The sequence below is a fragment of the Paenibacillus algicola genome (assembly GCF_005577435.1).
GTDB classification, from domain to species: domain Bacteria; phylum Bacillota; class Bacilli; order Paenibacillales; family Paenibacillaceae; genus Paenibacillus_AQ; species Paenibacillus_AQ algicola.
The window spans coordinates 2278207-2290579 of sequence record NZ_CP040396.1 but is presented as its reverse complement, the minus strand read 5'-3'; the positions used below and the strand labels follow the sequence as shown (position 1 = coordinate 2290579).

General features: G+C 50.7%; 10 protein-coding genes. 6 read left to right on the top strand and 4 right to left on the bottom strand.

Annotated elements, in window-relative coordinates:
* Nucleotides 1–7: 7 nt before the first annotated feature.
* Both E6C60_RS10575 and E6C60_RS10570 read right to left on the bottom strand, forming a co-directional pair.
* The gene (locus E6C60_RS10575; protein WP_138225820.1) at nt 8–721 is read right to left on the bottom strand and encodes a glycosyltransferase family 2 protein; all 714 of its coding nucleotides are present in this window, start codon (nt 719–721) and stop codon (nt 8–10) included.
* 196 nt (nt 722–917) lie between these two features.
* A complete protein-coding gene (locus E6C60_RS10570; RefSeq protein ID WP_138225819.1) occupies nt 918–1844 on the bottom strand; it encodes a DMT family transporter in 927 nt (308 codons plus the stop codon).
* A 65-nt stretch (nt 1845–1909) separates the two neighbouring features.
* Here E6C60_RS10570 and E6C60_RS10565 point away from each other — a divergent pair, with 65 nt between their 5' ends.
* Together E6C60_RS10565 and E6C60_RS10560 are read left to right on the top strand one after the other, a co-directional pair.
* A complete protein-coding gene (locus tag E6C60_RS10565) occupies nt 1910–3271 on the top strand; it encodes a TrkH family potassium uptake protein (RefSeq protein ID WP_138225818.1) in 1362 nt (453 codons plus the stop codon).
* A gap of 256 nt (nt 3272–3527) precedes the next feature.
* On the top strand, nt 3528–5351 hold the full coding sequence (locus E6C60_RS10560; RefSeq protein ID WP_138225817.1) for a UbiD family decarboxylase: 1824 nt from the start codon (nt 3528–3530) through the stop codon (nt 5349–5351).
* Between the two features lie 60 nt (nt 5352–5411).
* Here the strand turns inward: E6C60_RS10560 and E6C60_RS10555 are convergent, their stop codons facing one another.
* Nucleotides 5412–5687: a hypothetical protein gene (locus E6C60_RS10555; RefSeq protein WP_138225816.1), complete on the bottom strand. Its 276-nt coding sequence runs from the start codon at nt 5685–5687 to the stop codon at nt 5412–5414.
* 152 nt (nt 5688–5839) lie between these two features.
* On the opposite strand from E6C60_RS10555, the gene E6C60_RS10550 reads away from it, so the two are divergent.
* Together E6C60_RS10550 and E6C60_RS10545 are read left to right on the top strand one after the other, a co-directional pair.
* On the top strand, nt 5840–7072 hold the full coding sequence (locus E6C60_RS10550; protein WP_138225815.1) for an aminopeptidase: 1233 nt from the start codon (nt 5840–5842) through the stop codon (nt 7070–7072).
* A 129-nt stretch (nt 7073–7201) separates the two neighbouring features.
* A complete protein-coding gene (locus E6C60_RS10545; RefSeq protein WP_138225814.1) occupies nt 7202–8431 on the top strand; it encodes an aminopeptidase in 1230 nt (409 codons plus the stop codon).
* 72 nt (nt 8432–8503) lie between these two features.
* Here the strand turns inward: E6C60_RS10545 and E6C60_RS10540 are convergent, their stop codons facing one another.
* Entirely contained in the window at nt 8504–10396 is a 1893-nt protein-coding gene (locus E6C60_RS10540) for a sensor histidine kinase (RefSeq protein WP_138225813.1), read from the bottom strand.
* A 277-nt stretch (nt 10397–10673) separates the two neighbouring features.
* Here E6C60_RS10540 and E6C60_RS10535 point away from each other — a divergent pair, with 277 nt between their 5' ends.
* Both E6C60_RS10535 and E6C60_RS10530 read left to right on the top strand, forming a co-directional pair.
* Nucleotides 10674–11261 carry an RNA polymerase sigma factor gene (locus tag E6C60_RS10535; protein ID WP_138225812.1) on the top strand — a complete coding sequence of 196 codons (588 nt, stop codon included), beginning with the start codon at nt 10674–10676 and terminating at the stop codon, nt 11259–11261.
* Nucleotides 11242–12099 carry a DUF4367 domain-containing protein gene (locus E6C60_RS10530; RefSeq protein ID WP_138225811.1) on the top strand — a complete coding sequence of 286 codons (858 nt, stop codon included), beginning with the start codon at nt 11242–11244 and terminating at the stop codon, nt 12097–12099. The genes E6C60_RS10535 and E6C60_RS10530 overlap by 20 nt, the downstream gene beginning before the upstream one ends.
* Nucleotides 12100–12373: the final 274 nt, after the last annotated feature.

The following is a 12373-nucleotide window of genomic DNA, read 5'->3' as shown; positions in this document are numbered from 1 at the left end:
TCTCTCCTCACCCGCCCAGTGCCCACCTTTGATTCAGGCTGGCTCTGTACATTTTCTTAAGCTTTCCGTATTCTCGCAAAATCGTTTTCTTATGCCGGACCGTTCCCATCCCGGAATGAACCCGGTACAGGGTAAGTGGCTCATGCAAATAACCAAACCGTGCGCCGTGCAGAATCATCCGTACCCACATGTCGTAATCATGAGTGTAACGCAGCCGTTCATTGAACAGGCCAAGGCTCATGAACAAATCCTTGCTTGCGACGACGGTGCAGCCGTTCACCGGATTGCTATACGTAAGCTGGCGCGCAAGATCAGCGGTTCCGCTCATGGGTATCCCGCAGGTAGGACGCGTAATGGCATGCTTGCTGTCAATGGTAGAGAAATCGGTGTAGCTCACTTGAAGTCCGTATTCCTGCATGAAGGCCATTTGCTGCTCCAGCTTGCTGTAATGAAACAGATCATCCGAGCTGAGCCATGCGATATATTCTCCGGAGGCATGCAGAATGCCGTGATTCAGCGCACTGGCGGTGCCTCCGTTTTTTTTGCCCAGATAGTGAATGGAGTCCCGAAAGGGTGTAATCCGATGGCTATGCTGGGAAGAACCGTCATCCACAACAACCACCTCGACATTAGGGTAGGTCTGTCCGCAGGCACTGGACAAGGCATGCTCAATATATGGGCAGTTATAAAATGGAATGACGATTGTCACCTTCGGTGTCATCCATGCTTCCCTCCTTCTAATGTGCTTCATAAAGCTTTGCCTCCGCTGCAGCAGGCGGGTTAGTACACCTTATGCAAATATTTCCCAAGGGAAGCGGCTTCCTGCCCTGTGCATTCATCCATTTCCACACAAAGAAAAACCGGATTCCCTGACAGGGACCCGGCATGTTGAATGACTTATGGATGTTATTGACAAGCTATAGCTGCGGCACACTTTCCCTTATGGGAGGAGCCGGTTCGCTGTGAGGCTGCTTATACCTCAGGAACCAGATTAAGCCGCACATCACGAAGAAGCCCCCGGCAAACTGCCAGGCATTCATGGTTTCGTGCAGGAGGATAAAGGCCAGCAGGCTTGCCCCGACCGGTTCCCCTAGCACACTCATCGAGACAACGGACGCGCTGGAGAAGCGCATCATCCAGTTAAACAGCAGATGGCCGAACACGGTCGGAACGATTGCCAGCAGCAGGAAGATTCCCCACTCCTTTGCGGGATAGCCTGTGACGGGAATGCCGAGAGCCATATTGTATACCCCCAAGCACATCGCTGCGGACAGAAACACCATCCAGCTGTACACGAGTGAGCTCATCCTGCTCATAAGCGATTGTCCCAGCAGCATATGAACGGCAACCGCGGCTGTACCTAGCAGTGACATCATATCGCCGGTAAAGCTGGCGTCAGAGCCCGAGACACGACTTGCGCCCATCAGCAGAAAAATGCCCATAAACGCTATAGCCACGCCGACAAGCGCAGATAAACTCGTCCGCTCCTTGAACCAGATATAAGCCCCCAGCATGACAAACACTGGCTCCAGCGCAAGAATCAGGGTCGAGCTGGCAACGCTGGTATAGCGTAAGGACCCCATCCAGAGCAGAAAATGCAGCGCCAGCATGAAGCCCGAGAGAAACAACAGGCCTAGCTGTTTAGGCGTAATTTGATTGATTTCAGGTGCCTTGCGCCAAACAAAGGGCAGCATCATGAAGGCTGTCATAAAGAGACGGTACATCGCCTGCACCGACACCGGCGCCTCCGACCATTTTACGAATATGGATGAGAACGAGATGGCAGTGATGCCGATCAGCAGCAGGATGAGTACAGGAATCGGCGCTTTGCCCGATTTTATCATTGTGGGACCAGCCTTTCATGGTATAGTAGTAATGGTTTAATTTTTGGTAAGGAGCTTTTTATCCCATGATTTCGAAAAAAAACAAAACCCGTAATGATCCCATCAGCCCCCCGAAATTTCTCGCGCTGGGCTTCTCCGCCATCATCTTGACGGGCACCTTTCTCCTGGAGCTTCCGATGGCTACCGCCGATGGCACCCGCACCTCGTTGGCAGACGCCTTCTTCACCGCAGTCTCTGCCACGAGCGTAACCGGACTCGTCGTCGTCGATACCGGCACACATTGGTCCACGTTCGGCCAGATCGTGCTGCTGCTTCTGTTCCAGCTTGGCGGATTGGGATTTATGACCTCGGCTACCTGGATTGCGATGATGCTGAACCGCCGGATCTCGTTCCGTGAACGGATGATTCTGCAGGAAGCTATGGGACAGTATCAGATTCAGGGCATCGTCGATCTGATCCGCAAAGTGTTAGTGTATGCGTTCACTATTGAGGGCATTGGCGCTTTATTGCTGACGCTCAGGTTCTGGAGAGACATGCATTTTGATGAAGCTCTCTATTTAGGCATTTTCCAGAGTGTATCCATCTTTAATAATGCAGGCTTTGATCTGCTGGGCTCGATTCACGGGCCATTTGCCGGCTTCCCGGTATATGGTACGGATATTTATCTTAACCTGGTGAACATGGCTCTTATATTCCTGGGCGGGATTGGATTTATCGTCATGTTCGACGTGATGGAATATCCGAAATGCCGCAAGCTCTCCCTTCATTCCAAGGTCGTGCTGTCCGTCACCGGCTTTCTGATATTGCTCGGAGCGCTTTCCCTGTTCCTGCTAGAATACAGTAATGACGCTACCATTGGCAATATGACCTGGGGTGAAAAGTGGATGGCTGCTTTCTTTCAGTCCATCACCGCAAGATCCGGCGGCATCAGCACCATTGATATCGGAAGTATGCAGCAGTCCAGCCAGTTTTTCCTCATCATCCTGATGTTTATCGGCGCAGCGCCCGGCTCTACCGGCGGCGGCATCAAGGTCACGACCTTCGCTGTCCTGATCGGCGCTGTGATCAGCATGATTCAAGGAAAGCGGGATGTGGTCCTGTTCAAAAAAAGAATTCCGGAAGCGATGGTCTATCGCTCCCTGACCGTTACGATTATCGCCCTGATCGTGCTCGTAAGCTCCGCGATGTTCCTATCGGCTACTGAGGATCAGCAATTTCTAGTCATCTTTTTCGAGGCCGTTTCTGCCTTCGGCACCGTGGGCTTGTCCATGGGGATGACGCCGGAGCTGTCTGAGGTTGGCAAGGTGTTTGTGGCGCTGCTCATGTTTCTCGGGCGATTGGGTCCATTGACCCTCGCTTACGCTCTGACGCGCAAGAAGCACAAGGATTTGTACCGCCACCCGGAAGGCCGGATCATTATCGGGTAACCGTTAAGCGTATCTCTATAGAGGGCGGAGCCTGCGGGCGCCGCCCTTTCTCTATGCAGCTTGGTTTACCCGCGTCTTCGGGCTAAGATCAGCTTCTTCTTACAGTCTTTATTGACTTCAGAGCTTACTGACAGATGAAACGCTTCTAGTGTCCTGCCGATGCTGTAATGCTGTACGGCCGAAAAAATGACGCTCCGTTACAGTTCTGCTAAAATAAAAACAAAGAATGTTAATCATGAATAGGAGCGGCAAAGCTATGTACCCAACACTGGAAGCATGCGTCAATGATCTGGAACGAAATGGACATCTCGTACGGATTCGGGAGGAGGTCGATCCGGATCTGGAGCTGGCTGCCATTCATCTGAGAGTATTCGAGGCGGGAGGGCCGGCTCTCTTGTTTGAGAATGTGAAAGGCTCACGCTACCGGGCTGTCTCCAATCTGTTCGGGACGCTGGAGCGCAGCAAGTTTATGTTTCGTCAGACCTGGGAATCCACAAAAAATGTCATTGCGCTGCGTAACGATCCCATCCAGGCGCTCAAGCAGCCGCTGCGGCATGCCAAATCCGCCGCCGCCGCAGCAAAGGCATTACCTATGCGTCAAGGCGGCGCGGCCGGCTTTCAGGAGATCTCCATTCAGGAGCTGCCCCTGATCAAGCATTGGCCTATGGATGGCGGCCCTTTTATTACACTTCCACAAGTATATTCCGAGGACCCGGACAAGCCTGGCATCATGAATGCGAATCTCGGCATGTACCGTGTACAGCTGCAGGGCAATGACTTCATCGCGGATAAAGAGATTGGCCTGCATTATCAAATCCATAGAGGCATTGGCATTCACCAGCATCATGCGGCCCGCAAAGGCGAGCCTCTGAAGGTGAGCATCTTTGTCGGCGGGCCTCCCTCACATACGCTGTCGGCCGTTATGCCTTTGCCGGAAGGCCTTAGTGAGCTCACCTTCGCCGGCTTGTTAGCGGGGCGCCGCTTCCGATACGGCTACGAGGATGGCTACTGTATAAGTCGCGATGCGGATTTCGTCATCACCGGGGAGATTCATCCCGGCGAGACGAAGCCCGAAGGGCCTTTTGGAGATCATTTAGGCTATTACAGCCTTGCACATCCCTTCCCTCTGATGCGCGTCCATAAGGTATATGCGAAGCCTGAGGCGATCTGGCCGTTCACTGTCGTAGGCCGGCCGCCGCAGGAGGATACTGCGTTCGGAGCACTGATCCATGAGCTGACCGGAGATGCGGTTAAACAGGAAATTCCCGGGGTGAAGGAAGTGCACGCTGTGGATGCGGCAGGTGTTCACCCGCTGCTGTTCGCGATTGGCAGCGAGCGATATACACCGTATGCGCCCGCCAAGCAGCCAGCTGAGCTGCTCACCATCGCCAATCGGATTCTTGGCACAGGACAGCTGAGCCTGGCCAAATATTTGTTCATTGCCGCCGAGGAGCAGGAGCCGATCAGCACGCATGACGAGGCGGCGTTTCTCTCGTATATCCTGGAGCGAATCGATCTTCAGCGGGATCTGCATTTTCAGACGAATACGACGATAGATACCCTGGACTATTCCGGTACGGGACTGAACCAGGGCAGCAAAGTCATCCTGGCCGCTTGCGGCGAGAAGAAGCGCGAGCTGGGCATCAGCGTACCGTCGCAGCTGCAAGAATTGCGGGAGTTCGTTCATCCGCGTATCGTTCAGCCCGGTGTTGTAGCGCTGGAATGTCCACCGTTCACAAGCTATACCGAGGCAAAGGAGCAGCTGCAGGAGCTGTCTCAGGCTATCGTGGAGCGCGGTGGTATACCGGACATTCCTTTGATCGTGATCTGCGACGACAGCGGGTTCCTCTCCGCATCGCTGTCCAATTTCCTGTGGGCGACCTTCACTCGCAGTAATCCGTCTCATGACATGTACGGAGTGAACAGCGGCTATTCCTTCAAGCATTGGGGATGTGACACCCTCATTATTGACGCCCGGATCAAGCCGCACCATGCCCCTCCACTCATTCCTGATACGGCTGTTCAGAAGCGGATTGACCGACTGTTCACCTCAGGCGGCAGCTTGAACGGCATGGGATAAGCATAAAGCAGAAGACGTAAAAGCACCCGCCCCTTCAATTAGCAGGGGGCGGGTGCTTTTTTATTCAAATCCGCCGGCATCAATCGCAGCATCCAGTAGATCGTCAAACAAATCATCGTGAAGCTCCAGCCATTCATCCACCTGAAGGAATTTCTCCTCCGGTCCCGGTTCACCGGCAAAGTGCAGACTGTAATCCCAGTTCTTGCCGTCCTTGCTCATGAACGTAACCTCGTACGATTCAGGATGATCCTCCACATTAAATACCGTGCTGCCGGTGAAATGCTTCTCTTCATCCAGCTGCATGGCTGCCCGCTCTATGGTATATGAAATCAACATCTTTACTCTCTCCTTTAGTGTTCCATAAATGCTTCTCAGGTCCCTGTAAGTATATCACTTTTTCCATTTCTTCATCAGTCGTTTTTCTTATGGAATACAATTTAGTATAATGTGGTTGTTACCCATTAAATCATGTATTGGAGGATACCACAATGTCCGACTTCACAGCATTACTGGACAAATATGCGGAATTGGCCGTCAAGGTGGGGGTCAATATTCAACAAGGACAGACCCTGGTCGTTCACGCTCCGGTGGAATCCGCCGACTTTACCCGGTCCATTGCTGCCAAAGCGTATGAAGCCGGTGCCCGGCTTGTTAAGGTATACTGGAATGATGAAGCGCTAACCCGGATGCAATACGAGCATGCGAGCGACGATGTGTTCACAGAGCAGCCCAAATGGTTCGCCGGCGAAATTACGGAGCTCGTGGAGAACGGAGCTGCGGTGCTTCATATTTTGGCGGAGAACCCGGATTTGTTGAAGGGCATTGACGCGGAACGTATTGCGAATTACTATAAGACCCGCGGAGAAGCGCTGAAGCAATACCGCGCGTATCAGCAGGCAGATAAATTCAGCTGGTGCCTGATCGCTGTTCCTTCTCCTGCGTGGGCAGCGAAGGTGTTTCCGGAGGCGCCGGAGGCAGAACAGATGGAACGCCTGTGGAAAGCAATCTTCCATACCGTGCGCATTGATCAAGAAGCTCCTGTAGAAGCCTGGAAGCAGCATCTGGACGTTTTGAATCAGAAATCGACGGTGCTGAATGCGAAGCAATACAAAGCCTTGCACTATACTGCCCCAGGTACAGATCTTACGATTGAGCTGCCGAAGGGCCACATATGGGCTCAAGGAGACAGCATTAATGAGCAGGGGCACACGTTTGTTGCTAACATGCCAACAGAAGAAGTATTTACCGCACCGCTGAAATCGGGTGTGCATGGGAAGGTCTCCAGCACGAAGCCTTTGAGCTACGCGGGCAACATTATTAACCATTTCTCATTGACCTTTGAGGAAGGTAAAGTGGTTAGCTTTACAGCCGAAGAAGGCTATGAGACGCTGGAGCGTCTGCTGAACATGGACGAAGGTGCCCGCTATCTTGGAGAGGTCGCGCTAGTGCCGCATCAATCACCAATCTCAGAGTCGGGAATCTTGTATTTCAATACGCTCTTTGATGAGAATGCGTCCAATCATCTGGCGATTGGCAGTGCCTATGCATTCTGTCTGGAAGGCGGCAAGCAGATGTCTCAGGAAGAGTTAACTGAAGCGGGCTTGAACACCAGTGTCACCCATGTCGATTTCATGATCGGCTCTGCAGATATGAACATTGACGGCATTACACATGACGGCAGCAAAGAGCCTGTATTCCGGAACGGAAACTGGGCATTTTAAGAATAAGGTTCTAGCAGCCGGCAGATGCTCCTGCCGGCTGGAACATTGTTTCATTGCTTCGTCCTCTCTTTTTTGATATTTATTAACCAACGGTAGAATAAAAGAACATGTGATGGAGGAGTTTTAAGCATGCTGACATTTCAACAAAAGCTGGAGAGATATGCGGAGCTTGCCGTTAAAGTAGGTGTCAACCTGCAGCCTGGGCAGGTGCTGGTTGTGAATGCGATGATTGACTCGGCGGAGCTTGTTCGCCTCGTCGTGCGCAAAGCCTATGAGGCCGGAGCCAAGCATGTTAAGGTCAATTACAGTGACGAGCAAGTGAACCGCTTACGGTTTGATCTTGCGCCGGACGAGGATTTTCTGACGCCCCCTACCTATTATGCCGAAGAAATGACGGAGCTTGCCGGCAACGGCGCCGCATTCATGACGATTCTGTCCTCGAATCCGGATTTGCTGAAAGGGGTACAGCCTGAAAGAGTATCTAACTTTCAGCGTACATTTGGCGCAGCGATGGCTACCTACCGCAGATACCAGCAGGCCGACAAGATGAGCTGGACCGGTCTTGCTTTCGCATCGCCGGACTGGGCTGCCAAGGTGTTTCCCGATGAACCTCAGGATCAGCAGGTGAAGCTGTTATGGGATGCTATTTTTGAAGCAGTACGCGCGGATCAGGAAGACCCGGTTGCTGCCTGGGAGCAGCATATTAATAAGCTTCAGAAGAAATCAGATGAGCTGAACCGCAAGAAATACCACAAGCTGCATTTTACGGCCGAAGGCACTGATCTTGTCATTGAGCTCCCTCCAGGCCATATCTGGGCCCAGGCTGGAAGCCTGAACGAGAAAGGTGATCGTTTCGTCGCCAACATTCCGACCGAAGAGGTGTTTACTGCCCCTCTGAAAACCGGCGTGCATGGCACTGTGCGGAGCACGAAGCCGCTGAGCTATGGCGGGAATATCATCAACAACTTCTCATTAACCTTTGAAGAAGGCCGAATTGTACATTATACTGCTGAAGAAGGCTACGATACCTTGAAGCGACTGATTGAAATGGACGAAGGCTCCCGCTATCTTGGCGAGGTTGCGCTGGTGCCTTTTGATTCCCCGATCTCGAACAGCGGAATACTGTATTACACGACGCTGTTCGATGAAAATGCATCCTGCCATCTTGCTATTGGCAGTGCCTATGCCTTCAACCTGGAGGGCGGCAAGACCATGTCTCCTGAAGAGCTGGCTGAGCACGGACTGAATGCAAGTATCACTCATGTAGACTTTATGATGGGCTCCAAGGATTTGAGCATCACGGGGATTACAAAGGAAGGCCTGGAAGAGCCTATCTTCATCAATGGAAACTGGGCGTAATGCTGGGATGAATGATTCATTCATAACGAAAAGGGGTGCCTTTAGCTGTAATCAGCCGGGCACCCCTTTGTCTTATGTGGCCGCTGCGGTCTCCTGTGCGGCCTTGGATTTCCGAATGGGTACGCGAAATGCAAAGCAAGCGCCTTGTTCAAATCGCGGCTCTACCCAAATCTTTCCGTCCATCAGCTCTACGAGCTTGTGGCAGATGGCAAGGCCAAGCCCTGTGCCTTCGTACTTGCGTTCCCTGCCCTCCTCTTCATGAAGCTGGGAGAAAGGCTGGAACAGCATCTCAGCCTGCTCTGGCTTGATGCCAATACCTGTGTCCGCCACGGTAAATTGAAGGCTGAAGTAGTCTCTGGCTTCCTCTACTACGGATACGTGCAGACTCACATAGCCCCGCTCCGTAAATTTAAGCGCATTGCCAATCAGGTTGACCAGAATTTGTCGTAATCGCATAGGATCTCCTGTCAGCAGGCCTGGAATCTGCTCGTCAACGACGTAACGAACGATAAGATCCTTATCCCGGGATATAATCTCAAACAAATCGAAGCATTCTGATATGAGCTGGTGCAGATTGAAATCATCCCGAACCAGCTTCACCTTGCCCGCTTCCATCTTTGATAAATCCAATATATCGTTGATTACATTTAATAAGGCGTGACTGCTCTTAAGCTGCAAATCTAGCAGCTCCTTCCTGGTATCCTCATCCTCTTCGTCCACAAGCAGCTCGTTGATGCCGATAATCCCGTTTAACGGAGTTCTTAATTCATGGCTCATCGTCGCCAGGAATTCACTTTTCATCCGTGCTGCTCCTTCTGCTGCCTCTTTTGCGGCCATCAGCTCCTGCTCAAACAGACGCTTGTCCGTGACGTCCTTTGTAATAATATAAGACCATTGATGACCCGGCGTCTCCAGAGGAAATACGGTAGCGCTGTGTATGAGCATCACTCCTTGCTGGCTTCGGATACGGATTTCCACTTGCCTCGGGCTTCCCTCCGATGCTTGGCGGACTGCGGAGAGCATAATGAGATAGTCACGGCGATTCCAGAACAGATCATCTAAAGGCAGTGATATTAATTCCTCTGGGGTATAGCCCGTCAGGGCGAGCACAGCCGGATTTACGCTCAAGATTTTTTTCTGATGGTGATCTACACAGACAACAAGGTCGGGGTTATGCTCGAACAATGTCATGTAGCGCCGTTCATTGAATCTCGCATCGGTTAAGACCCTTCTCCGGTCCCAGTAGAGCCCAGTAAGAATGATTGTGATGAGCAGCAGCGAAGCGGTGATGACCATAGCTGCCAACAATGTGCTGTTCATCCCTTCGTTGAGCGAGTCTGCAGTAATCTGAGAGCTTGGTGTAAAGGTCGTTCCCTCCATCGCCGTATCATGCATCAGTGAAACGGACAGCACGAGGATTACCGCACCTGCCCAGCGGCGCAAGCGGGATTGGCGATACGGTGAGACTGAGCGATAGATGCCTAAATATAAAGCGGTATACACGGCCAGCATGGCAATAATTACGGAAAGTGAAGCATAAAGAGGATTTTGGCGGTACATGAAAGGAATATCCAGCGAGAGCATCCCGGCATAGTGCATGGACACCATCGCCAGCGAGATCAGCAGTCCGCTTAATATAAATTGAATTCTGGAGATGACATGGTCCATGAAGACCAGGCGGACAGCAAAAAATGAGGCCATCAATGGGAGAAGAAATGAAACGGCAAACATGGGTGGTTCGTATGCTAAGGCATAGCCGAAATCCATCGACAGCATCCTTGCGAAATGCATACTCCAAAGCCCTGTCCCCAGGGCAAATGAAATGAAGAATGTATATCCTAAAGTTTTAATATTTCTTAACAATGCTTGCTGAATATAATGAAAGGCTGTATAGGTAGACACTACAGCGATCAAGACGGATATGAAGATGAGTACATTCGGGATCCTGTCCGGCAGGTTATCCATAAGCTAACGCTCCTGTCATCATGATCTCCCCCTTGTACTCCCCATTTAAAATTATATATTCCAAAAAAGCAACCCTGTCGACATAACCAGACAGGACAGATTAGTCCTACAAAAGTCCCGGTTTCAAACTGTTGTGGTCACCCTGAAACGGTTTATCTTGACAGGTTATATTTAGAACGCTTACATGCTATACATAAGGTTTATTGGACGTTGTTTCAAGAAAGTTATAAAATATATAAAAGATTAGAGAAAGATGCATCGGAGAGGAGATTATCGTGTGTCTAATCGTCTTCAGCTGTTGTTAGCAGCAGAATTTGAGAATATAAATGAAGCCTTACAGGAAGAAATTTATTATGAATTTTATGATCTGGTATACGGACAGATCATGTATATTGTACGAGATCATGCAGCGGTTGAGGATATTATTCAGGAATCATTTATTAAAGTCATCACCCATAAGCCGGAATTTGAGAATGAAGGCAAGCTAAAAGCCTGGCTGCGTGTAGTAGTCAAAAATTCAACCATGAATTTTTTGAGAAAAAACAAAAACAGCCGTAACCAACTGGATGTTGACCGTGTTTATATTAGTGAAGAAGCGGTGCTGCCTACCTCTAATAATGTGGAGCACCAGGTGGAATCGAAGCTGATGGAAGAATCGATTGCAGCATACCTGGAGGAGATGAAGCCGGAGTACCGACTTCTGATTGAGTATCGCTGGAAGCACGGATTGTCTTATAAGGAAATTGCCGATGTGCTAAATACGAAGGAAGAGATCGTGAAGCAGCGGCTTTATCGCGCCAGGGAATCCGTGAAGAAGAAGCTGAACAGGGAATGGGGTGTTTTTGATGAGCAACGAAAAATTTGAAGATGGATTTGACCCGGCATTTGATGAGGCGTTTGACAAGGCGTTTGACGAGGCCTTCGAGTCGGCCGCATCCAAGATGGATTCCCCCTACCCCGTCCCGACATCTAAAGTGGAATCCTGGCAGAAGGTAAAGCAGCAGCTAGATCAGCAGCATAAAGTAAGAAAGCGTGTTAAGAGGTATCAGATTGCAGGCATTATCGCGGCTTCCATCGCCGGTGGGGCGATTATCTTCTCGCCTCCTGCTGTGACCCAGGCAATCTCCCCGCTCTACCAGCAGGTTAAGGATTGGGGCGATGGGATTATTACCATTGTATCCGGGCGAGATGAACCGGTCAGCGAGAATGAGTCCAAGGCCAAGACGTTACCACCTCCAGACTACAGGGACGATGAGCCCGCGCAATTACATCCGAATGAAGGCCAGGTTACGATTCCTGAAGTCGACAATACGACTTACACCTGGGACGAAATTCAAGAAAAGCTGACCTTTGCGATGCCAGAGCTGGGATATATTCCAGACGGCTACCGTTACGAAGAGGCCTTGCCTCATGTGGTGAAGAGAGACGATCCGATTGGCATGCTGACTATGGTCTACACCAACGATCAGGGTGATCGCTTAACGTTCGACTTCTATGATTTGTCAGATGGCAAGAAGGTTAGCATTGGTGTGCTCGGAGAACTGAGCGAAATTACGTTAGCTTCAGGGGTGACAGCACAGATTAAAGAAACCTCGACCGGCTATAATCAACTGGATTTCGTAGACAACAATGTTCGCACACTCATTACCGCCCCCGTTACCCGGGAAGAGCTCATTGCTATTGCGGATGGCATGCAGCGCTAAAGAAAAGTATAGCTTGACAGTAAGAAGCTGTCCCCAAAAGTAGTTTTTTGAATGCCGAGACAGTTCCCTTTTTGAAAAATTAGTTCTGAAATAAAGACATGGCGATGCCTGGGGAGGTTATCCCAGCACCGCCATGTCTTTATTTTGGTCTATTGCCGCCTTCTTGAGCAAATTAAGGCAAGCGAAAACCATCCGACCTTAAGGCTTACTTTTGTCAGGCCACGAAGCATCTCGCAACAATAAACGAGGCCATCCCGCAAGACCCTAGATCTTT

Bases quoted from the DNA above. Each gene is read 5' to 3' on its own strand.
- E6C60_RS10540 (WP_138225813.1), bottom strand. From the start codon at position 10,396: ATGGATAACCTGCCGGACAGGATCCCGAATGTACTCATCTTCATATCC.
- E6C60_RS10550 (WP_138225815.1), top strand. From the start codon at position 5,840: ATGTCCGACTTCACAGCATTACTGGACAAATATGCGGAATTGGCCGTC.
- E6C60_RS10575 (WP_138225820.1), bottom strand. From the start codon at position 721: ATGACACCGAAGGTGACAATCGTCATTCCATTTTATAACTGCCCATAT.
- E6C60_RS10560 (WP_138225817.1), top strand. From the start codon at position 3,528: ATGTACCCAACACTGGAAGCATGCGTCAATGATCTGGAACGAAATGGA.
- E6C60_RS10555 (WP_138225816.1), bottom strand. From the start codon at position 5,687: ATGTTGATTTCATATACCATAGAGCGGGCAGCCATGCAGCTGGATGAA.
- E6C60_RS10545 (WP_138225814.1), top strand. From the start codon at position 7,202: ATGCTGACATTTCAACAAAAGCTGGAGAGATATGCGGAGCTTGCCGTT.
- E6C60_RS10530 (WP_138225811.1), top strand. From the start codon at position 11,242: ATGAGCAACGAAAAATTTGAAGATGGATTTGACCCGGCATTTGATGAG.
- E6C60_RS10570 (WP_138225819.1), bottom strand. From the start codon at position 1,844: ATGATAAAATCGGGCAAAGCGCCGATTCCTGTACTCATCCTGCTGCTG.
- E6C60_RS10565 (WP_138225818.1), top strand. From the start codon at position 1,910: ATGATTTCGAAAAAAAACAAAACCCGTAATGATCCCATCAGCCCCCCG.